Consider the following 19830-nt stretch of genomic DNA (forward strand, 5'->3'; position numbering starts at 1 on the left):
GCACGAGGGCCAGCGCGCCGGTCGACAGCGTGCCGGTGGCCAAAGCGAGCAAGGCGGACCGCATGACGGAGCCGCGCGCGGTGCGGTGGAGCGCGGCGGGACGCGGCGACACGGGATGGGCGATGGGCGAACGGAGCAGGCGAGGCATGGCGCAATCAGTCAATGGTTGAGTCACCAAAAGTCTAGGCCGCAGCGCCGCCGATGAGTGTCCTGAAACTGTCCCAATATTGACGCTGGCCCGCGACGAATCGAAGACGAATCGGCGAAGACTGTTCGCGCCCTTTGCGGGCCGTTTCGCCCCAGATGCCCGGCCGTTAGAGGGATATGAGTGCCGGAATCTCGGATGAACCCGCGGATTAAGGTATAATTTCAATTTCCCGCTGCGTGCCGCCCGGCACTCTTCTAGCAAATGACCAAATTTGTCTTCGTCACTGGCGGTGTGGTGTCGTCCCTGGGTAAAGGGATCGCCGCCGCTTCCCTCGCCGCGATCCTCGAATCGCGCGGCCTCAAAGTCACCATGCTCAAGCTGGACCCGTACATCAACGTGGACCCCGGCACCATGAGCCCCATGCAGCACGGCGAAGTGTTCGTCACCGATGACGGGGCCGAGACCGACCTCGACCTCGGGCACTACGAGCGCTTCATCAGCACCCGCATGCGCAAGGTGAACAACTTCACCACCGGCCAGATCTACGAATCGGTGATCCGCAAGGAACGCCGCGGCGAGTACCTCGGCAAGACCGTCCAGGTGATCCCGCACATCACCAACGAGATCCAGGACTACATCCACCGCGGCGCCGAAGGCGTCGACGTGGCGCTGGTCGAGATCGGCGGAACGGTGGGCGACATCGAATCGCTGCCGTTCCTGGAAGCCGCGCGCCAGCTGAGCCTGCGCGTGGGCCGCAAGAACGCCGCCTTCGTGCACCTGACCCTGGTGCCGTTCATCGCCTCCGCCGGCGAACTCAAGACCAAGCCGACCCAGCACAGCGTGCAGAAGCTGCGCGAGATCGGCATCTCGCCCAACGCGCTGCTGTGCCGCGCCGACCGCCCGATTCCGGACGACGAACGCGCCAAGATCTCGCTGTTCTCCAACATCGAAGAGCAGGCCGTGATCTCCGTGTGGGACGTGGACACCATCTACAAGGTGCCGCAGATGCTGCACGACCAGGGCCTGGACGCGATCATCACCGAAGCGCTGGGCATCGACGCGCCGCCGGCCGACCTGTCGGTCTGGGCGAAGCTGATCCACGCGCTGGAGCACCCGAAGGCGACGGTCACCATCGGCATGGTCGGCAAGTACGTGGACCTGACCGAGTCGTACAAGTCGCTGACCGAAGCGCTGCGCCACGCCGGCATCCACACCGAGAGCCGCGTGAACATCGAGTACATCGACTCGGAAGAAATCGAAGAGCAGGGCACCGGCCAGTTGGCCAAGTACGATGCGATCCTCGTTCCGGGCGGCTTCGGCAAGCGCGGCGTGGAAGGCAAGATCCGCGCGGCCCAGTACGCGCGTGAAAACGGCATTCCGTACCTCGGCATCTGCCTGGGCATGCAGGTCGCGCTGATCGAATACGCGCGCCACAAGGCGGGCCTGACCAACGCCAACTCCACCGAGTTCGATCCCGAGACCGACCAGCCGGTGGTCGCCCTGATCACCGAGTGGCAGAACCACGACGGCAAGGTCGAACAGCGCGACGAGAATTCGGACCTGGGCGGCACCATGCGCCTGGGCGCGCAGACCTGTGCCGTGAACCCGGGCACCCTGGCCGCCGAAATCTACGGCAGCGTGGTGACCGAGCGCCACCGCCACCGCTACGAAGCAAACAACCACTACCTGTCGCGCGTCGAGGATGCGGGCCTGGTGGTGTCGGCCCGTACGCCGACCGAAGACCTGTGCGAGATCATGGAGCTGCCGCGCGACGTGCACCCGTGGTACATGGGCGTACAGTACCACCCCGAGTTCAAGTCGACCCCGCGCGGCGGCCATCCGCTGTTCACCTCCTTCATCCGCGCCGCGCTGGCGCACAAGGCCGCGAACTCCAACAACGAAGCTGCCAACAACGGCACCTCCGCCACCGCACTGCAAGGGAATGCCGCATGAAGCTCTGTGGATTTGACGTCGGCCTCGATCAGCCGTTCTTCCTGATCGCCGGGACCTGCGTGATCGAGTCGCGCCAGATGGCGCTGGACACCGCCGGGACCCTGAAAGAGATGACCAGCGCGCTGGGCATCCCCTTCATCTACAAGTCGTCTTTCGACAAGGCCAACCGCTCGTCGGGCAAATCGTTCCGCGGCCTGGGCATGGAAAAGGGCCTGGAGATCCTGGCCGACGTGAAGAAGGAAATCGGCGTGCCGGTCCTGACGGACGTGCACACCAACGAAGAGATTCCGGAAGTGGCCAAGGTGGTGGACGTGCTCCAGACCCCGGCCTTCCTGTGCCGCCAGACCGATTTCATCACCGCCGTCGCCGTCGCGGGCAAGCCGGTGAACATCAAGAAGGGCCAGTTCCTGGCGCCTGGCGACATGAAGAACGTGATCGACAAGGCCCGCGCCGCGGCACGCGAAGCGGGCCTGCCGGACGACGTGTTCATGGCCTGCGAGCGCGGGGTCTCCTTCGGCTACAACAACCTGGTGTCGGACATGCGCTCCCTCGCCATCATGCGCGAGACGAACTGCCCGGTCGTCTTCGACGCGACCCATTCGGTGCAGCTGCCAGGCGGGCAGGGCACCTCTTCCGGCGGACAGCGCGAGTTCGTACCCGTGCTCGCGCGCGCAGCTGTGGCGACCGGGGTCTCCGGTCTGTTCATGGAAACGCACCCCAACCCGGCGCAAGCCATGTCCGACGGTCCCAACGCCGTCCCGCTGGGGAAAATGAAAGACCTGCTGGCGACCCTGATCGATCTCGATCGCGTGGTCAAGAAGGCAGGCTTCCTCGAAAACAGCTTCGCCGCGTAATGCGACCGGGCTGGCCTTTCATCCCCAGTACCAGAATTGTGGCGGAGCCTTCGGGCTCCGTCCGTTCATTCCGATTCCCTATCTAAGAACTTTGGAGATTTCACATGAGTGCTATCGTTGACATCATCGGCCGCGAGATCCTTGACTCGCGCGGCAACCCGACCGTGGAGTGCGACGTGCTGCTGGAGTCCGGCGTCATGGGCCGCGCCGCGGTGCCGTCGGGCGCCTCGACCGGTTCGCGCGAAGCGATCGAACTGCGCGACGGCGACAAGTCGCGCTACTTCGGCAAGGGCGTGCTGCAGGCCTGCGAGAATATCAACACTGAAATCTCCGAAGCCATCATGGGCCTGGACGCCAACGAGCAGGCCTTCCTCGACAAGACCCTGATCGAGCTGGATGGCACCGAAAACAAATCGCGCCTGGGCGCGAACGCGATGCTGGCCGTGTCGATGGCCGTCGCCAAGGCCGCCGCTGAGGAAGCCGGCCTGCCGCTGTACCGCTATTTTGGCGGTTCGGGCTCGATGCAGATGCCGGTGCCGATGATGAACGTGATTAACGGCGGCGCACACGCCGACAACAACCTGGACATCCAGGAGTTCATGATCATCCCGGTGGGCGCCCCGTCGTTCAAGGAAGCGATCCGCTACGGCGCGGAAGTGTTCCACACCCTGAAGAAGATCCTGCATGACAAGGGTCTGACCACCGCCGTTGGCGACGAAGGCGGCTTCGCTCCGTCCGTGGCCAGCCACGAAGAAGCGATCAAGCTGATCATCCAGGCGATCGAGCAGGCCGGCTACGAGCCGGGCACCCAGATCGCGCTGGGCCTGGACTGCGCCGCGTCCGAGTTCTACAAGGACGGCAAGTACCACCTGGAAGGCGAGGGCCTGGTGCTGTCGGCGCAGGACTTCACCAACCTGCTGGCCACCTGGTGCGACAAGTACCCGATCGTCTCGATCGAGGACGCGATGCACGAGGGCGACTGGGAAGGCTGGGCGCACCTGACCTCCGTGCTGGGCAAGCGCGTGCAGCTGGTGGGCGACGACCTGTTCGTCACCAACACCAAGATCCTGAAGGAAGGCATCCAGAAAGGCATCGCCAACTCGATCCTCATCAAGATCAACCAGATCGGCACCCTGACCGAGACCTTCGCCGCCATCGAGATGGCCAAGCGCGCGGGCTACACCGCCGTGATCTCGCACCGTTCGGGCGAGACCGAGGACTCGACCATCGCCGATATCGCCGTAGGCCTGAACGCCCTGCAGATCAAGACCGGCTCGATGTCGCGTTCGGACCGCATGGCCAAGTACAACCAGCTGCTGCGCATCGAGGAAGACCTGGGCGACATCGCCAGCTACCCGGGCCGTTCGGCGTTCTACAATCTGAAGTAATCGTTCTTCGTAAGGCCGCACCGTGCGCCTCATTCCGCTCGCGCTGGCAGCTCTGCTGCTCCTGATTCAGTATCCCCTGTGGCTGGGGAAAGGGGGCTGGCTGCACGTGAAGGACATGGAGTCGCAGGTGGCGGCCGTCCACCAGAAGAACGACGAGCTCCGCGCACGCAACGCCAAGCTCGATTCCGAAGTGCGCGACCTGAAGGACGGCACCGAGGCGGTCGAGGAGCGCGCGCGGGTGGAGCTGGGGATGATCAAGCAGAACGAGGTGTTCGTGCAGGTGGTGGGCCCTGCTCCGGCAGGTGCGCCCGCCGCATCCGCACCTGCGCTGCCGGCTGCCCCCGCAGCGGGCGCTGCGCCCATCGTCCAAGCGCCGACCCAGCCCGCGCCTGCCGGGCACTGAGCGCGCCGCCGCGCGCTTTATTCGTAGCGGACCTGCTCCGCGATTCCACGCGGCTTTGCCGCCGCCTGCTGGTTCAGCAGCGAGTGCTTGCGCGCATAGGTGAAGTAGACCACCAGGCCGATCGCCAGCCAGGCCAGAAAGGCGATCCACGTTGTGCGGCTCAGGAAGGCCATCAGCGTGGCGCAGAACAGGATGGCGAGGATTGGCACGTAGGGCACGCCGGGGCAGCGGAAGGCGCGGTGCAGGTCCGGCCGCTTCTTGCGCAGCACCAGCACGGCCACCGAGACGAGGCAGAACGCGGCCAGGGTGCCCATGTTGACCAGTTCCCCCAGCACCCCGAGCGGCACCAGCGCGGCCAGCAGGCCGAACACGATGCCGACCAGCCAGGTGGCGAAGAAGGGTGTGCCGAAGCGCGGATTCACCGCCGCCAGCCGCGCGGGCAGCAGGCCGTCGCGTGACATGGCGAAGATGATGCGCGTCTGCCCGTACGACATCACGAGGATGACGGTGGTGATGCCGAGGATGGCGCCGAGGTCGATGAAGCCCGCGATCCAGTTCTCCTTCGCGTACTGGAGCGCGAGCGAGACCGGATGGTCCACGCCGAGGAACTTCGGATACGGGACGATGCCGGTCATGATCAGGGTGACGATCACGTACAGGATGGTGCAGCCGCCCAGCGTGCCGATCAGGCCAATGGGCAGGTCGCGCTCCGGCCGTTTGCATTCCTCCGCCGCCGACGTCACGGAGTCGAAGCCGATAAAGGCGAAAAACATCAGTGCCGCGGCGCTCAGCGTCCCGCTCCAGCCAAAGGGCATGAAGGGATGCCAGTTGGCCGGCTGCACATGGCGCGCGCCGACGGCAATGAAGAGCAGCACCACGAGCACCTTGATGACCACCATCGCGTTGTTCACGCGCGCGGACTCGCGCAGGCCCAGCGACAGCATCGTGGTCAGCACCAGCATGATGCACAGGGCGGGCAGGTTGAACCACGTGGTTACGCCCGGCAGCGCGCCCGGTGCCGCGGTCAGCGCCACCGGCAGCTTGAGGCCAAACCCGGCAATCAGGGACTGGAAGTAGCCGGACCAGCCGACTGACACCGCCGATGTCGCCAGCCCGTATTCCAGCACCAGGTCCCACCCGATCATCCAGGCGACGATCTCGCCGAGCGTGACGTAGCTGTAGGTGTAGATGGAGCCGGCCAGCGGCACGGTGGACGCGAATTCCGCGTAGCACAGGCCCGCAAACCCGCAGCACAGGCCCGCGATGATGAAGGACAGGGTAAGCGCGGGACCGGCGGTGACAGCACCGGTCCCGGTGAGCACGAAGATGCCGGTGCCGATCACGGCGCCGATGCCCATCAGGACCAGGTCCACGGGGCCCAGCACTTTTTTGAGGCCGCCGGGGGCGCGGCTGGCGGCGACGGACCGGTCCAGGTCCTTGGTTCGAAATAGACTCACACGGCACTCCTGCAGGATGCGAAAACCGCACTATAGGCAGGCGGCTGGTCCGGTCATAGAACCACTCGCGCTGCCGTGCGTGGGGCCACCCATGCCGCTGCGAGTGATCGCTCTTGCCGACGGTGGGCCGTTCAGCTGTTTGCGCGGCGGGTGAAAACCATTTCCACCAGCTTGATAGGGCGGGCGGTCATCACACCGAGCTGGTAGAAGGTCAGGGTGCGCCTGTCCGCACCTTCGTATTTCTCGATGATCCGAAAATCGGTCCATTGGCCGGAGCCGTTGGGTTGCTTGGAGGACCACGTCATGCTTTGCTCCCGGTCGGACCAGAAGCCGTAGCTGGTGCGCACCGCCATGTCGTTTGTATCGACCCAGGTGTCGACCCAGGTCTTGGCCACCGGGTCATAGCCCCAGACGCCGTGGCCTTCATAAGCGGGAAATTTGCCGCTGGCGGGTATGCGGAACTGGTTGACGATCCAGTGTCCGTTCTGCAGCAGGGTATTGGTCTGCACGCCCTTGGCGGTCCCGCTGGGCTGGTCGTTCGCGTAGAACGTGACCGCGGCATCCCAGGTGCCACTCTGCATATGCATGGGGACGTAGCGGGTATCAGGAGATTTGTCCGCAGACTGTCCGCGGACGGTGGGAGCGGACAGCAGCAGGACCGCAAGAAGCAATGCTGCGAACGGCGAAGTGCAGAGTGGGGCGAACAGGCGGCGGGTGAACATGGTCTCTCTTTCAGGATGGGAAGCCAGACCATCCTGCAAGGAACATGCCCGCCGCACGCCGCCCCGTGCGTCAGTCGATCAGCGCTTTCACGAACACGCTGCCGTTGGGGGCCTTGCCTTCCAGGTGAACCAGGATCTGCGAGTCCTTGGCGTACCAGAATTTGGTCTCCTGCCCCGGCTTGTTGTAGTCGGTCTGCAGCACCCAGCAATCGACCGGGCCACGCGGGCCTGGGATGGTCTCGGAGCCAATCACCTTCCACGTGTACCAGGCCGGGGCCGGGCCGCCGGGGTGGTAGAAGCGGATCTTCGCTTCGTAGCCTTCGGCCAGTGGCAGGGTGCCGAGGAATTCCATGTCGGTCTCGAAGTTGTAGGTCGGGCCGTCGCTTGTGACGGCGAGCTCCTTCTGCGTGTTGTCGGCGAGGTCCTTCATGCCGGTGACCTTGGCGCCGTCGAACACGAAGCCTTCCACCACGCGCTTGCCGTCCTTTTCCGTAATGCGCACGTGGCTGCGCGGCTTGAAGGTGGCCTTGTCGAACCAGGAGTCGAGCGTCTTGACCATGCCGGGCGCGGTGCCGTCCCAGCGCTGGCGGATGCGCATGCCGTCGGCCGTGTAGATCACCTCGCGCTCCCAGATGCTCAAGGGGATGTTCGCGCCATCCTTCTTCGAGTAGATCAGGTAGTGGTGGGTGCCTGCCTTGAGCGCGGCGAAGCGTGCGAGAGGCTGGCCGACTTCGATGGTCTCGGCTTGCGCGGCGGACGAGAAGAACAGCGCTGCCGCAAGTGCGATGGTGGTGGACGTATGCATGTGGAATGGCCTCCGCAAAAATCGGATTGTAGTGGCGGAGGGGCACTCGGAGAACAGGTTGAAGCGCGGTCTTAGGCTGGCGTTAAGGTTCGCGGTGCTGGCCGTCGCGGCGGCCTTCCTTCAGAAGCGTGGCGCGGCGGATCAAGCCTGCCAGGCCGTTGGTGGGGCGCTGCGGCATGGATCAGGTCCCTGGTGCCAAGCCGGTCGAGGACGGCCAGCATGTTGCAGTATTCGGTGCGCATCACGTGGGGGCCAATGTCGACCACGTCGCCGGTGGCCTGGTCGGTCCAGCTGGAGGCGCGCCCGCCGAGGCGTTCCGCTGCTTCCAGCGCCGTGAACCGGAGTCCCGCATCCGCCAGCCCCACCGCCGCCGACAAGCCGGCCAGGCCGACTCCGATCACCACCACATCCTGCATCCACTCCCTCCGACGCCATCGCACTTAGACAGCAGGGCGTCGGCGACGGTGTTCAAGAACTTCGCATCCACTACGGTCCGGGCTATCGCTTGTATTTCTTTCGGCAAGGGGCGATGATCATTGTTCTCTTAGCAGGGGGTACGAAAGCGTCGCGGCAACGCGATGTACTTCTCGCAAAGCGTCTCACAAAACAATGGAGGTCCGATTATGCGTGAAAGGTTTTCACCGTTTGATCCCGCGGACGCCTTGGAAGATGCTGAAATGATCGGCATATTTCTCAATGAAGCACTGCAGTCGAGGCAGGTGGCCCACGTTGCATCTGCTCTGCAGGCGGTGGCGCGATCTCCAGGAGTCCAAGACCTCGCGCAAAAGGCTGGGCTCAGCAGCGAGCAAGTGATAGCCATACTTCGTGCTGAACTTCCGATGTCATTAGGGGCAGCAGCAGCGCGGATGCGCGCTGTTGGCATCGATACCGAAGATCCGGAAGCCCCCGGCTCTGCCTGACGATTCGTGCCGCTGCCAGCTTTACGCGAGGATCGTTGCGAGCACCTCGCGGACCGCTGGGGGGATCGGGACGGGGGTGCTGGTAGCGCGGTTGACGTAGACGTGGACGAAGTGGCCGGCGGCAGCGGGCAACGCGTCGTCGTTGCGGTAGAGGGCGATCTCGTAGCGGACGCTCGATGTCCCGAGCTTGCTCACGCGGATGGCGGCATGCACGACGTCGGGATATGCAATGGGCGCGAAATAGGAGCAGCCGCTGTCGACCACGTAGCCGACCACCGGATCATTGTGGATGTCGAGCACGCCACGATCGATGGAGAAGCGGTTCACCGCGGTGTCGAAAAAGCTGTAGTAATGCACGTTGTTGATGTGCCCGTACACGTCGTTGTCCATCCAGCGGGTCGGGATCGCCAGAACGTGCGGGAAGTCGCTGCGGGGCACTGTGGCCAGGGGGTGTTTGCTCATACGCCTTTTTCTGCGCGCCCACCCAGCCGGGCAGGCGCCTATTCAATTGCTTCATCAACCTCGGCTATTCTAAGCGCTTCGGCCGGAGAGCTCCCGATCCGCGCCGGCTTGCGCGCCACGATGAAGTGGTCCGCGCCCAGCTGGCTCCAGCGCAGCAGCTGGAACACCGCGCGCCGCAGCAGCAAGTCCTCCGTATCGAAGCGCCGCACGCAGTTGACATAGGTGCTCAGCGTTTCGTAGCGCAGCACCTCCAGGTTCCGCGCCCGCAGCAGGTCGTACAGCGCGCGCCGCGAGAACAGGTTCAGGTGGTGCGGCGGGTCCACCATATTCCATTTTTCGAGGCCGCGCACGCGGGCATGGATGCAGCCGGGATTGGGCGTGGTCAGCACCAGCAGGCCGCCGGGCTGCACGCGCGCCACCAGCGCGGACAGGAAGGCCTGCGGATCCGCTACGTGTTCCAGCACGTTGAAGCAGGTGACCACGTCGTAGCGCTGGCGGTGCTCCGCCACATCGTGGTTGATCAGCGCCACGCCGACGGTCTCGCGCGCGAAGCGGGTTTCCTCGGCCGAGATTTCCAGCCCGCTGGCCCGCAGGCCGAACTCGCGCGCCGCCACGCGCACGAAATAGCCGTTGCCCGCGCCGACGTCGAGCAGCGAGACGGGGTGCCCGGTGGCCGCGATCCGGCGCAGGATGTAGCGCCAGCGGAAGCCCCATTCCTCGTCGATGGCCGCCAGCGTCTTGCGCTTGAGGGTGTAGTAGGTGTGGGACTCGTACTGGCCATGGTCGAAGCCGATGTCGGCCATGATGCAGCCGCACTGGGCGCAGCGGAAGATGGCCGCGCCCTGCTTGATGAAGCTGTGCGGATCGAGGTGGTGGGAGGGATTGACGACGCAGGCTTTCATGGACGGCTCCGCGGAGAGATGCGAAGCGGCCACATGGACGGTCGTGCTGGACTGGGGACAGCCATCTTCGCCGGGAGGCGCACACGCGGCCTCCCTGGCGAATTTTTCTCCCGCGCCGCGGGCGGCGGGTTGGGATGGGTCAAACGAACCGGACCGCCACTGCGGGCGGCCCTCGGCGGATCAGTGCTTGAGCCCGCCTTCTGGGTGGTGAAGGGTCTGCACCGCGGCGTCCTGGGCGAATACCTGGGCGCAGTCGACCGCGTCAAAGCCGTAGTGCTTGCCGCAGAAGTCGCAGTTGATCGACAGTGTGCCCAGGTCCTCCAGCGCGGACTCGACTTCCTCGCGGCCCAGCATCTTGAGCATGTTGGCGACCTTCTCGCGGGTGCAGGTGCAGTGGAAGCTCGGGTGCAGCGGTTCGAACACGCGCAGGGTTTCCTCCCAGAACAGGCGATGCATCAGGGTCTCGATGCCGGCCGCCAGCAGCTCCTCCTGTTTCAGCGTGGAGGCCAGCGAGACGGCACGGTTCCAGGTCTCCAGGTCTTCCTCGACCGTGGCCTGCTTGGGCTGCTCGCCTTCCTTGCCAGTGTGGCGTGGCAGCTTTTGCAGCAGCAGGCCGCGGGCGACGTTGTCGTCGGCCGCCAGCCACAGCTTGGTGTCCATCTGCTCGGAGCGCAGCATGTAATTCTCGATGACCACGGCCATGTCCTCGCCGTCCAGCGGCACGATGCCCTGGTAGGGCTGCTGGCCCGGCACCTTGTCCAGCGGGTCGAGCGTGATCACGAAGCGGCCCTGGCGGTGCACGTTGACCAATTGCTGCAGCGGCGTGTCGTCCGCGATGTCGGCGTGGGCGGACAGCTTGGCGGTGGCGCGCATGCGCAGGTCCGCATCGCACTCGACCACCATCAGCTTGACCGGGCCGTCGCCGTGCAGCTGCATCACGATGGAACCGTTGAACTTGAGGTTGGCGGACAGCAGGGCGGCGGCGGCCACCATCTCGCCCAGCACGTGCTTGACGGCCAGCGGATAGGTGTGGCGCGCCTGGATTTCGGCCCAGGTGTCGCTGATCTCGACGAACTCGCCACGCACGGCGGCGTTCTCGAAGATGAACTTCTGCAGGGTGTCGGCGCTGCCGGTGGTGTCGATGGTGTCAGTGTTATGGTCAGTCATGGATTATCCGATGCGAGTGAGTTCCGCCTGGTATTGCTGGCCGCGCGCGGCGTAGCTGGCGGCGGACAGCTTGAGGCGCTGGACTTCCTCGTCCGTCAGGGTGCGCACCACCTTGGCAGGCGCGCCGATGATCAGCGAGTTGTCCGGGAACTCTTTCCCTTCCGTGACCAGGGCGCCGGCGCCGACCAGGCAGCCCTTGCCGATCTTCGCGCCGTTGAGCACGATCGCCTGGATCCCGATGAGCGAGCCGTCGCCGATGGTGCAGCCGTGCAGCATGGCCTGGTGGCCGATGGTCACGTCCTCGCCCACCGTGAGCGGGAAGCCCATATCGGTGTGCATGACGGTGTTTTCCTGCACGTTGCTGCGCGCGCCGATGGTGATGCGCTCGTTGTCGCCGCGGATGGTGACGCCGTACCACACCGAGGTGTTGGGCCCGAGCGTGACCTTGCCGATCAGCGTGGCCGAGTCAGCCACGAAAGCGGATGCGTCGATCTCCGGGGCGTGCTCGCCCAGCTGGTAGATAGCCATGGAAGTGGAAATAGGGTTGGGAATGGCCGATATTTTACGGCTTCCCGGCTATATGGGGCTAAGGTGCGGTAATGCAATAGTTCGGCTCTTCCTATTCACGGTGCTCCAGCATGCGATCGATGAGGCCGTATTCGACGGCGTCGGTGGCGGACATGTAGCGGTCGCGGTCGGAATCTTTTTCCAGCTGCTCGCGGGTGCGGCCGGAGCGCTCGGCCATGATGCTGTTCAGGCGGTGGCGGATGTGCAGGATCTCCTTGGCGTGGATTTCGATGTCGGCGGCCACGCCCTGGGTGCCGGAATGCGGCTGGTGGATCATGATGCGGGCATTGGGCAGGGCGAAGCGCTTGCCGATCGCGCCCGCCGTCAGCAGGAAGGCGCCCATGCTGGCGGCCATGCCGGTGCAGAGGGTGGACACGTCCGGCTTGATGAACTGCATCGTGTCGTAGATCGCCATCCCGGCGTACACGGAGCCGCCGGGCGAATTGATGTACAAATGGATATCCTTGTCGGGATTCTCGGATTCGAGGAACAGCAGCTGGGCGGTGACCAGGCTGGCGATATGGTCGTTGACCTCGCCCACCAGGAACACGATGCGCTCGCGCAGCAGGCGGGAATAGATGTCGTAGGCGCGCTCGCCGCGGCTGGACTGTTCGATCACGGTGGGCACGAGGCCCTGGTTCAGGGGATGCATGGCAGGCTCCTATCGTGAGTGGCTTGGCCTGTTGACGTGGGGCGCGGGGCGCGGCGTGACAGTGGCAGAAATTTTGCGCGGGGGTGTCACGCGGCGGCGCGCCGGTTCGTCAGGTGCGCGCATACGTGCAAGGAGGATGACAATGAAAGTCGATGACAGTTCCGACCTGGGGGCCGCGTTCGAACGCCATCGGGGGCGGCTGACAGCAATCGCGGTCCGCATCCTGGGCGACGCGCATGAGGCACAGGATGTGGTGCAGGAGGGGTTCCTGCGCTGGCAGGGCGCGGCCGGGCGCGATGGCATCCGTACGCCGGCGGCGTGGCTGACCACGGTGGTGCAAAACCTGGCGATCGACCGTTTGCGGCAGCGGGAGCGGGCGTGGGAGGTGGCGCAGGAGCTGGCTTTGCTGGACGGCGGCACGTCCGGGTCGGACGGCGGCGCGGTCCAGACACCCGAGGACGTCCTGGCGCGTTTGTTCGATCTCAGCGCGGTGTTGGCTGTGCTGCGTGCGCGGCTGTCGGAGGCGGAGCGGATCGTGCTGGTGCTGCACGAGGCGTGCGAGCGGGAGCATGAGGAGATCGCGCGGCTGCTTCGGATCAGCGAGGCCAACAGCCGCCAACTGCTGCACCGCGCCCGCAAGCGGCTTGCGCGCGACGCCCGGCAGGAGCAGGAGGAGCAGCGCTGCCGGGAGCTGGTGCATGAGTTTCACCTTGCCTTGCATCGGCTCGATGTGCCGGTGCTGATCGGGCTGCTGTCGGATGCCGCTGCCGTCAGCGCGTGTGCTAAGCCCGCCACGGAGGCCAACGCCATGATTTTGGACGGCGCCAGCACCGGGCAGTCCACCACCTGCGGCACGGTCGTGGCCGGCGCCACGCCGGGGCGCGGTGCTCGGGACATTTCGGCGTCGGCGGCGGGACTGGAGGAAGGGGCGGCATCGGTGCACTCGCGTTGGGCGCGCGGCGCCGTGGGAAGTCTGCTGGTCTCTTGCCTTGCAGCTGCCCGCGCGGCGCAGACCCGGGCCGTCGCCGCCGTCAATTAACCACGCGGGGGGCCGACGGTGCGAGGTCGCGCCTAAGCGTGGCTTCATCCGGGCGCGGGGCGGGTGCTTATACTACAAGCATGATCTCGAGTGCGTGCAGACAGATGATTCTCAGGGTGGCGCGGGCGGCGCCTGTGCTGGCGCTGGGGGCGGCTGCGCAAGGCCTTGCGGCGGACGCGCCGCTGGCCATTGAGCCGAAGGTGCGCACGGTGCGCGAACGGGCGCTGGGGTGGCTGAAAGACGATGAGCTCCAGCGGGTAGCGGAGCGTGCGGCGAGCACGGCGGCTGGCAGCGAAGCGACAGCGGCAGCGGGCCGATTATCGGGCGCGGGGCCAAGCGCGCGTATGCAGGAGCACATGGCGGCCGCGTTCAGGCCGCGCGGGTTCGCCAGCGAGGACTACGTCACCGGCGACGGGTTGCGCGCCACGCGCATCCGCAGCGGCGGGGTGACGTACTGTGCCAGCGCGCTGCCAGTGCATACCATCATGGGCGAGCGGATGCGGGAGCAGGGGTTCACGGTCAAGCAGGTGCCTTGCCCGTCGCACTGACCTGTCACGCCGCCGCGCCCCTGCAGCGGGGAGCGGGCAGCGGGCGGCGGGGCACCGACGCACCGGGGCAGCGAGACAGCGAGGCAGCGAGGCAGCGAGGCAGCGAGGCTGGGGCTCGGTCTGCAGGGGCGGCGGGAACGTGGCATAATCGAACGATCGTTCTTTTTCTGCGTGCCTCAGCCATGAAACCCTCCCGCTCCGAATTCCTCGACATCCGCGGCCTGCGCTACCACGTCCGCCATTGGGGGCGGGAAGGCGCGCCCAAGCTGTTCATGGTGCATGGCTGGATGGACGTGTCAGCCTCGTTCCAGTTCGTGGTCGACTGCCTGCAGGACGACTGGCACGTGATCGCGCCCGACTGGCGGGGCTTCGGTCTCACCGAGCGCACGCATTCGGATACCTACTGGTTCCCCGACTATTTCGCCGACCTGGAGCTAATTCTCGACCACTATTCGCCCGAGGCGCCAGTCAACCTGCTTGGCCACAGCATGGGCGGCAACATCGTCACCGTGTACGCCGGGGTCCGTCCCCAGCGGATCCGCAAGCTGGTCAATCTGGAAGGCTTCGGGCTACCGAATACCAGGCCGGAGCAGGCGCCGGGCCGCTACGCCAAGTGGCTGGACGAGTTGAAGGAGCCGCCCAGCCTGCGCACCTACGCCACGCGCGCGGACGTCGCGGCGAGGCTGCAGAAGACCAACCCGCGCCTCTCCGATGAACGGGCCGAATTCCTGTCTCAGCACTGGTCGGCGCAGAACGACGAAGGGCGCTGGGAGATCCTCGGCGATCCGAACCACAAGAAGCCCAGCCCGCTCCTGTACCACACCGAGGAAGTGCTGGCCTGCTGGGACCTGATCACCGCGCCCGTGCTGTGGGTGGAAGCGGAAGAGACCAATATGTGGCTGTGGATGGGGCCGAAGGAGCAGGCGCGCGTGGAAGTGGACCGCCGCCTCGCGCGCCTCAAGAACGTGACGCCGAAGATGATGCCCGCCGCCGGCCACATGCTGCACCACGACCAGCCCGAGGCACTGGCCACGAAGATCGAGGACTTCCTGCGCGCCTGAGGTCCCGCCGCGGCTTTCCGGTATTCCTACAGTTGTACGCCGGGGTACGTCCCCGGTGTGGAATCTTCGGCTGCGGACGCTACCTGGATTCCGCAGGGGGTAGGGGATGGGGAAGGCGTCCATGCGCTGCGCAGCAGCGTACAATATCGGTATTCCGATCCGCTGTCCGCCTCATGCTGAAAGTCGACCTGCACTGCCATTCCAACGTATCCGACGGTGTGCTCCCGCCCGAGCGGGTGGCGGCGTACGCGCACCAGTCCGGCGTGGACGTGTGGGCACTGACCGACCACGATGAAATCAGCGGCATCAAGCCGGCGCGCGCAGCGGCCCAGCAGCTGGGCATGCAGTTCGTGGCGGGCGTGGAGATCTCCGTCACCTACGCCAACGAGACCGTCCACATCGTCGGCCTGCGCGTGGACGAGGACAATGCGTCGCTCGTGCAGGGCCTGGAAGCCACCCGCAACGGCCGCGATGCCCGCGGCCGCGACATCGCCGCCCAGCTGGCTGCCGTCGGCATCCCCGACGCCTACGAAGGCGCCCTGAAATACGTCGGCAACCCGGACCTGATGTCGCGCACCCACTTCGCCCGCTACCTAGTCGAGCTCGGCGTGTGCAACAACACGCCGGAAGTGTTCCGCAAATACCTCACCGAAGGCAAGCCGGGGTACGTCCCCCACCGCTGGGCGAGCCTGCAGCAGGCGGTCGGCTGGATCCAGGACGCGGGCGGCATCGCCGTGATCGCCCATCCCGGCCGCTACAAGTTCAGCGCCCTGGTGGAAGGCGCGCTGTTCGACGAATTCAAGCAGCTCGGCGGCCAGGCCATCGAGGTGGTGACGGGCAGCCATACTCCCGACCAGTATCCGAAATACGCCGAGCTGGCCAATCGCTACGGCTTCCTGGCCTCGCGCGGGACCGATTTCCATGCGCCGGGCGAGGCGCGCGTCGAGTTCGCCCAGCTGCCGCCGTTGCCTTCCAGCGTCACGCCGGTCTGGCACGACTGGTTCTGATGCCCAGTGCGGCCGCATCCGGCGGCTCAGCCTTGAAATTTTGCTCATCCGCCCCTATCTTGGCGGCGTACCAACCCTCGGGCGCTCCCGCGCTGACCACATGAAACGTATCGTCCTGTTTATTGCGACCAACCTGGCCGTCATGCTCGTGCTGGGGATCGTGCTGTCCGTGCTCGGCGTCGGCCAGACTTATGGGCCGGGCGGACTGAACTTGCCGGCGCTGCTGGTGTTCTCCCTGGTGGTCGGCTTTACGGGCTCGATCATCTCGCTGCTGCTGAGCAAAACCATGGCGAAATGGTCGACCGGCGCGCGCGTGATCCAGAATCCCGCCAACGCCACCGAGATGTGGCTGCTGAACACGGTCCGCCAACTGGCCGACCGGGCCGGCATCGCCATGCCGGAGGTGGCGGTGTATGACGGCGAGCCGAATGCGTTCGCCACCGGCGCCTTCAAGAACTCGGCCCTGGTGGCGGTCTCCACCGGCCTGCTGCAGGGCATGAACCGGGAGGAAGTCGAGGCCGTGCTGGGCCACGAGATCGCCCACGTGGCGAATGGCGACATGGTCACGCTGACCCTGATCCAGGGCGTGGTCAACACCTTCGTGGTGTTCCTGTCGCGCGTGGTCGGCGCCGTGGTGGACCAGGCGCTCTCGCGCGGCGAGGAGCGGCGCGGCCCGGGCATCGGCTACATGGTGGCCGTGTTCGTGTGCCAGATCGTGTTCGGCCTGCTGGCTTCGATCATCGTGGCGTGGTTCTCGCGCCAGCGGGAATTCCGTGCGGACGCCGGGTCGGCCAAGCTGCTGGGCAGCACGGTGCCGATGCAGCATGCGCTGGCCCGCCTGGGCGGCATGGGGCCGGGCGACCTGCCGCAGTCGATGACGGCATCGGGCATCTCCGGCAACGGCGGCGGCCTGGGCGCGCTGTTCTCCACCCATCCGCCGATCGAGGAACGCATCGCGGCATTGCAGACGCTGCGGGCCGCATGAGCCAGGTCTTTCACATTCATCCGGACAACCCGCAGGGCCGCCTGGTCAAGCAGGCGGCCCAGATCATCCACGGCGGCGGCGTGGTCGCGCTGCCGACCGACTCCTGCTATGCACTCGCCTGCCACCTGGACGACAAGGCGGCCGTGGAAAAGCTGCGCCGCATCCGCGGCATCGACGAGAAGCACCACCTGACCCTGCTGTGCCGCGACCTCTCGGAAATCGCCGAGTACGCGCGCGTGGACAATAAGCAGTTCCGCTTGCTGAAGGCGGCCACGCCGGGGCCGTACGCGGTGATCCTGGAGGCGACCCGCAGCGTGCCGCGCCGCCTGTCGCACCCGTCGCGCAAGACCATCGGCTTGCGGGTGCCGGAGAACACCATCGCGCAGGCGCTGCTGGCCGAGCTCGGCCAACCGCTGCTGGCCACCACCCTGATCCTCGACGACGAGCTGCTCAACGATCCGGACGAGATCGGGGAGCGCCTGGCGAAGCAGATCGACTTGCTGATCGACGGCGGGGCGGCGCCGATGGAGCCGTCCACCGTGATCGACCTGACCGGCGAGGAGCCCGTGCTGGTGCGGGCCGGCCGTGGCGATCCGGCGGTGTTCGGTCTGTAAAGACAGCGCGGGCTCCGGCGCCGCCGGCGAGCCTCCACCACCCCTCTGATAGAATCCCACCAATGAACGAATTCATAGTGAAGGTCGCGGTGTACGCGATTCCGGTGCTGTTCGCCATCGCGCTTCACGAAGCCGCCCACGGCTACGTCGCCCGGTATTTCGGTGACTCCACCGCGGCCGAGCAGGGGCGTCTGTCGCTGAACCCGGCACGCCACATCGATCCTTTCGGCACCATCCTGCTGCCGCTGATCCTGTACTTCACCATCCACATGCCGTTCGGCTTTGCCAAGCCGGTGCCGGTCAACTACGCGCGGCTGCGCAATCCGAAGAAGCAGATGGCCTTCGTGGCCGCAGCCGGCCCGGCGGCCAACTTCGCCATGGCGCTGTTCTGGATGATCGTGCTGGTGCTGCTGGCCATGGGCGGCGCGGGCGAGGGCATGCGCTTCTTCAGCGAAATGGCGCGCGCCGGGGTGCTGGTCAATGCCGGCCTGTGCGCGCTGAACCTGATTCCCGTGCCGCCGCTCGACGGCGGCCGCATCGTGACCGGGCTGCTGCCCATGCCGCTGGCGCGCAAGTTCGCGCAGCTGGAGAGCTACAGCACCTTCATCTTCATCGGGCTGATCGCGCTGATGTACACGGGGGTGCTCGATGGCTTCCTCGGCGCTATGATAGAGGGTGTTGTTGCCCTGGTCACATTGCTCGTTTCTCCTCTCACCGCCTTCCTCTGACCCTATGTATCCCGACCGCGTCGTCTCCGGCATGCGCCCCACCGGCACCATGCACCTTGGCCACTACCATGGCGCCCTGAAGAACTGGATCCGCATGCAGTCCGAGCAGCAGTGCCTGTTCTTCGTGGCGGACTGGCATGCGCTGACCACGCACTACGACGATCCTTCCATCATCGAGAAGAGCACCTGGGACATGGTGATCGACTGGCTGGCGGCGGGCATCGACCCGTCCCAGGCCACCATCTTCGTCCAGTCGCGGGTGCCGGAGCATGCGGAGCTGCACCTGCTGCTGTCGATGGCGACGCCGCTGGGCTGGCTGGAGCGGGTGCCGACCTACAAGGACCAGATCGAGAACCTGGCCAACCGGGATCTCGCCACCTACGGCTTCCTCGGCTATCCGCTGCTGCAGGCGGCCGACGTGCTGATCTACCGCGCCTCGCAGGTGCCCGTGGGCGAGGACCAGGTGCCGCATATCGAGATGATGCGCGAGATCGCGCGGCGCTTCAATCACCTGTACGGCAAGGAGCCGGGGTTCGAGGAGAAGGCGCTGGAGGCGGTCAAGAAGCTGGGCTCCAAGCGCGCCAAGCTGTATGCGGAGCTGCGCACCGAGTACCAGCAGGACGGCAACGAGGCGGCGCTGGAGCAGGCGCGGGCGATGCTGGACGATGCGGCGTCGCTGTCGATGATCGACCGGGAGCGGCTGTTTGGGTATCTGGAAGGGTCGCGCAAGCTGATCCTGGTCGAGCCGCAGGCCAAGCTGACCGAGGCCTCCCGCCTGCCGGGGCTGGATGGGCGGAAGATGTCCAAGTCCTACGGAAATGCGATTTCGCTGCGCGAGGACAAGGAGACCGTGACCAAGAAAATCCGCACCATGCCGACCGACCCGGCGCGCGTGCGGCGCACCGATCCGGGCGAGCCGACGCGCTGCCCGGTGTACCAGCTGCACGAGGTGTATTCGCCGGAAGCGACCAAGGAGTGGGTGGTCAAGGGCTGCCGCTCGGCGGGCATCGGCTGCATCGAGTGTAAGCAGCCGGTGATCGACGCGGTGCTGGCCGAGCAGGAGCCGATGCAGGAGCGCGCGCAGCAGTACCTGGACGATCCGTCGCTGGTGCGCGCCATCGTGGCCGACGGCTGCGAGACGGCGCGCAAACTGGCCCAGGAGACCATGCGCGACGTGCGCGAGGCGATGGGCTTGCAGTACACGTGATGATGATGCTGAGGGCGAGCGTGACCTCCGCCACGGCGGCAGCAGGGGAGGCCGCGTGATGGCGGGCGAGCTGCAGCATCCGGCCGGTGGGGCGGTATCGCCGTGGGTGGCGCGCTGGGCGCCGCTGATGCCGGCGGGGGAGGTGCTCGATCTGGCCTGCGGCAGCGGGCGGCATGCGCATTTCCTGGCCGGGTTCGGGCATCCGGTGCTGGCGCTGGACCGCGATGCGCAGGCGCTGGCG

24 protein-coding genes are annotated in these 19830 nt (G+C 66.1%); 15 read left to right on the forward strand and 9 right to left on the reverse strand.

The genetic code is table 11. The features are described 5' to 3' along the window. Nucleotides 1-409: 409 nt before the first annotated feature. From pyrG to ftsB, 4 genes are all read left to right on the forward strand, one after another. Nucleotides 410-2101 carry a CTP synthase gene (gene pyrG / locus E4L96_RS00615; protein ID WP_135205306.1) on the forward strand — a complete coding sequence of 564 codons (1692 nt, stop codon included), beginning with the start codon at nt 410-412 and terminating at the stop codon, nt 2099-2101. After that, nucleotides 2098-2955: a 3-deoxy-8-phosphooctulonate synthase gene (gene kdsA / locus E4L96_RS00620; RefSeq protein ID WP_135205307.1), complete on the forward strand. Its 858-nt coding sequence runs from the start codon at nt 2098-2100 to the stop codon at nt 2953-2955. Before pyrG ends, kdsA begins: the two co-directional genes overlap by 4 nt. 104 nt (nt 2956-3059) lie before the next feature. Beyond that, on the forward strand, nt 3060-4343 hold the full coding sequence (eno, locus tag E4L96_RS00625) for a phosphopyruvate hydratase (RefSeq protein WP_135205308.1): 1284 nt from the start codon (nt 3060-3062) through the stop codon (nt 4341-4343). Between the two features lie 22 nt (nt 4344-4365). Then, nucleotides 4366-4746 carry a cell division protein FtsB gene (gene ftsB / locus E4L96_RS00630; protein ID WP_135205309.1) on the forward strand — a complete coding sequence of 127 codons (381 nt, stop codon included), beginning with the start codon at nt 4366-4368 and terminating at the stop codon, nt 4744-4746. Nucleotides 4747-4763: 17 nt separating this feature from the next. Here the strand turns inward: ftsB and bcaP are convergent, their stop codons facing one another. The 4 genes from bcaP to E4L96_RS00650 form a co-directional block, all read right to left on the reverse strand. Then, on the reverse strand, nt 4764-6203 hold the full coding sequence (gene bcaP / locus E4L96_RS00635) for a branched-chain amino acid transporter BcaP (RefSeq protein ID WP_135205310.1): 1440 nt from the start codon (nt 6201-6203) through the stop codon (nt 4764-4766). Between the two features lie 131 nt (nt 6204-6334). Beyond that, nucleotides 6335-6925, reverse strand: coding sequence for a DUF1579 family protein (locus tag E4L96_RS00640; RefSeq protein ID WP_135205311.1), 591 nt, complete (start codon nt 6923-6925; stop codon nt 6335-6337). Nucleotides 6926-6995: 70 nt separating this feature from the next. Then, complete coding sequence (locus E4L96_RS00645; protein WP_135205312.1) at nt 6996-7730, reverse strand: DUF3108 domain-containing protein; 735 nt, start codon at nt 7728-7730, stop codon at nt 6996-6998. Between the two features lie 71 nt (nt 7731-7801). Beyond that, on the reverse strand, nt 7802-8146 hold the full coding sequence (locus E4L96_RS00650; protein WP_135205313.1) for an FAD-dependent oxidoreductase: 345 nt from the start codon (nt 8144-8146) through the stop codon (nt 7802-7804). Between the two features lie 89 nt (nt 8147-8235). Here E4L96_RS00650 and E4L96_RS24150 point away from each other — a divergent pair, with 89 nt between their 5' ends. Beyond that, nucleotides 8236-8361: a hypothetical protein gene (locus E4L96_RS24150; protein WP_229414164.1), complete on the forward strand. Its 126-nt coding sequence runs from the start codon at nt 8236-8238 to the stop codon at nt 8359-8361. Further along, on the forward strand, nt 8309-8650 hold the full coding sequence (locus E4L96_RS00660; RefSeq protein WP_135205314.1) for a helix-turn-helix domain-containing transcriptional regulator: 342 nt from the start codon (nt 8309-8311) through the stop codon (nt 8648-8650). Before E4L96_RS24150 ends, E4L96_RS00660 begins: the two co-directional genes overlap by 53 nt. 21 nt (nt 8651-8671) lie before the next feature. Here E4L96_RS00660 and E4L96_RS00665 read toward each other — a convergent pair whose 3' ends face one another. From E4L96_RS00665 to clpP, 5 genes are all read right to left on the reverse strand, one after another. Beyond that, on the reverse strand, nt 8672-9112 hold the full coding sequence (locus E4L96_RS00665; RefSeq protein WP_220433369.1) for an acyl-CoA thioesterase: 441 nt from the start codon (nt 9110-9112) through the stop codon (nt 8672-8674). Between the two features lie 38 nt (nt 9113-9150). After that, nucleotides 9151-10014, reverse strand: a complete 864-nt coding sequence (locus E4L96_RS00670; protein WP_135205315.1) for a class I SAM-dependent methyltransferase — start codon at nt 10012-10014, stop codon at nt 9151-9153. A 180-nt stretch (nt 10015-10194) separates the two neighbouring features. After that, the gene (gene hslO / locus E4L96_RS00675) at nt 10195-11181 is read right to left on the reverse strand and encodes an Hsp33 family molecular chaperone HslO (RefSeq protein WP_135205316.1); all 987 of its coding nucleotides are present in this window, start codon (nt 11179-11181) and stop codon (nt 10195-10197) included. 3 nt (nt 11182-11184) lie between these two features. After that, complete coding sequence (locus E4L96_RS00680) at nt 11185-11709, reverse strand: gamma carbonic anhydrase family protein (RefSeq protein WP_135205317.1); 525 nt, start codon at nt 11707-11709, stop codon at nt 11185-11187. 91 nt (nt 11710-11800) lie between these two features. Further along, complete coding sequence (clpP, locus tag E4L96_RS00685; RefSeq protein ID WP_135205318.1) at nt 11801-12400, reverse strand: ATP-dependent Clp endopeptidase proteolytic subunit ClpP; 600 nt, start codon at nt 12398-12400, stop codon at nt 11801-11803. 142 nt (nt 12401-12542) lie between these two features. On the opposite strand from clpP, the gene E4L96_RS00690 reads away from it, so the two are divergent. The 9 genes from E4L96_RS00690 to E4L96_RS00730 all read left to right on the forward strand — a co-directional run. Further along, complete coding sequence (locus tag E4L96_RS00690) at nt 12543-13439, forward strand: sigma-70 family RNA polymerase sigma factor (RefSeq protein ID WP_167758556.1); 897 nt, start codon at nt 12543-12545, stop codon at nt 13437-13439. A 104-nt stretch (nt 13440-13543) separates the two neighbouring features. Beyond that, a complete protein-coding gene (locus E4L96_RS24525; protein WP_135205320.1) occupies nt 13544-13987 on the forward strand; it encodes a hypothetical protein in 444 nt (147 codons plus the stop codon). A gap of 182 nt (nt 13988-14169) precedes the next feature. Next, on the forward strand, nt 14170-15048 hold the full coding sequence (locus tag E4L96_RS00700) for an alpha/beta fold hydrolase (RefSeq protein WP_135205321.1): 879 nt from the start codon (nt 14170-14172) through the stop codon (nt 15046-15048). Nucleotides 15049-15221: 173 nt separating this feature from the next. Beyond that, nucleotides 15222-16055 (forward strand): 3',5'-nucleoside bisphosphate phosphatase, encoded by an 834-nt coding sequence (locus tag E4L96_RS00705; RefSeq protein WP_135205322.1) that lies wholly within the window; start codon nt 15222-15224, stop codon nt 16053-16055. Nucleotides 16056-16155: 100 nt separating this feature from the next. Beyond that, nucleotides 16156-17040, forward strand: a complete 885-nt coding sequence (gene htpX, locus E4L96_RS00710) for a protease HtpX (RefSeq protein WP_135205323.1) — start codon at nt 16156-16158, stop codon at nt 17038-17040. Further along, nucleotides 17037-17654 (forward strand): L-threonylcarbamoyladenylate synthase, encoded by a 618-nt coding sequence (locus E4L96_RS00715; protein WP_135205324.1) that lies wholly within the window; start codon nt 17037-17039, stop codon nt 17652-17654. Before htpX ends, E4L96_RS00715 begins: the two co-directional genes overlap by 4 nt. A 62-nt stretch (nt 17655-17716) precedes the next feature. Then, complete coding sequence (locus E4L96_RS00720) at nt 17717-18382, forward strand: site-2 protease family protein (protein WP_135205325.1); 666 nt, start codon at nt 17717-17719, stop codon at nt 18380-18382. Between the two features lie 4 nt (nt 18383-18386). Further along, a complete protein-coding gene (locus tag E4L96_RS00725) occupies nt 18387-19589 on the forward strand; it encodes a tryptophan--tRNA ligase (protein ID WP_135205326.1) in 1203 nt (400 codons plus the stop codon). A gap of 58 nt (nt 19590-19647) precedes the next feature. Then, a partial coding sequence (locus tag E4L96_RS00730; RefSeq protein ID WP_502654445.1) for a class I SAM-dependent methyltransferase occupies nt 19648-19830 on the forward strand: 183 nt, incomplete at its 3' end.

The organism is Zemynaea arenosa (assembly GCF_004614185.1).
Classification (GTDB): Bacteria; Pseudomonadota; Gammaproteobacteria; order Burkholderiales; family Burkholderiaceae_D; genus Telluria; species Telluria arenosa.

Bases quoted from the DNA above. Each gene is read 5' to 3' on its own strand.
- E4L96_RS00690 (WP_167758556.1), top strand. From the start codon at position 12,543: ATGAAAGTCGATGACAGTTCCGACCTGGGGGCCGCGTTCGAACGCCAT.
- E4L96_RS00650 (WP_135205313.1), bottom strand. From the start codon at position 8,146: ATGCAGGATGTGGTGGTGATCGGAGTCGGCCTGGCCGGCTTGTCGGCG.
- hslO (WP_135205316.1), bottom strand. From the start codon at position 11,181: ATGACTGACCATAACACTGACACCATCGACACCACCGGCAGCGCCGAC.
- clpP (WP_135205318.1), bottom strand. From the start codon at position 12,400: ATGCATCCCCTGAACCAGGGCCTCGTGCCCACCGTGATCGAACAGTCC.
- E4L96_RS00665 (WP_220433369.1), bottom strand. From the start codon at position 9,112: ATGAGCAAACACCCCCTGGCCACAGTGCCCCGCAGCGACTTCCCGCAC.
- E4L96_RS00640 (WP_135205311.1), bottom strand. From the start codon at position 6,925: ATGTTCACCCGCCGCCTGTTCGCCCCACTCTGCACTTCGCCGTTCGCA.
- E4L96_RS00660 (WP_135205314.1), top strand. From the start codon at position 8,309: ATGTACTTCTCGCAAAGCGTCTCACAAAACAATGGAGGTCCGATTATG.
- E4L96_RS00725 (WP_135205326.1), top strand. From the start codon at position 18,387: ATGTATCCCGACCGCGTCGTCTCCGGCATGCGCCCCACCGGCACCATG.
- E4L96_RS00670 (WP_135205315.1), bottom strand. From the start codon at position 10,014: ATGAAAGCCTGCGTCGTCAATCCCTCCCACCACCTCGATCCGCACAGC.
- eno (WP_135205308.1), top strand. From the start codon at position 3,060: ATGAGTGCTATCGTTGACATCATCGGCCGCGAGATCCTTGACTCGCGC.
- E4L96_RS00700 (WP_135205321.1), top strand. From the start codon at position 14,170: ATGAAACCCTCCCGCTCCGAATTCCTCGACATCCGCGGCCTGCGCTAC.
- E4L96_RS00715 (WP_135205324.1), top strand. From the start codon at position 17,037: ATGAGCCAGGTCTTTCACATTCATCCGGACAACCCGCAGGGCCGCCTG.
- E4L96_RS00645 (WP_135205312.1), bottom strand. From the start codon at position 7,730: ATGCATACGTCCACCACCATCGCACTTGCGGCAGCGCTGTTCTTCTCG.
- E4L96_RS24525 (WP_135205320.1), top strand. From the start codon at position 13,544: ATGATTCTCAGGGTGGCGCGGGCGGCGCCTGTGCTGGCGCTGGGGGCG.
- pyrG (WP_135205306.1), top strand. From the start codon at position 410: ATGACCAAATTTGTCTTCGTCACTGGCGGTGTGGTGTCGTCCCTGGGT.
- E4L96_RS00720 (WP_135205325.1), top strand. From the start codon at position 17,717: ATGAACGAATTCATAGTGAAGGTCGCGGTGTACGCGATTCCGGTGCTG.
- htpX (WP_135205323.1), top strand. From the start codon at position 16,156: ATGAAACGTATCGTCCTGTTTATTGCGACCAACCTGGCCGTCATGCTC.
- E4L96_RS00705 (WP_135205322.1), top strand. From the start codon at position 15,222: ATGCTGAAAGTCGACCTGCACTGCCATTCCAACGTATCCGACGGTGTG.
- E4L96_RS00680 (WP_135205317.1), bottom strand. From the start codon at position 11,709: ATGGCTATCTACCAGCTGGGCGAGCACGCCCCGGAGATCGACGCATCC.
- kdsA (WP_135205307.1), top strand. From the start codon at position 2,098: ATGAAGCTCTGTGGATTTGACGTCGGCCTCGATCAGCCGTTCTTCCTG.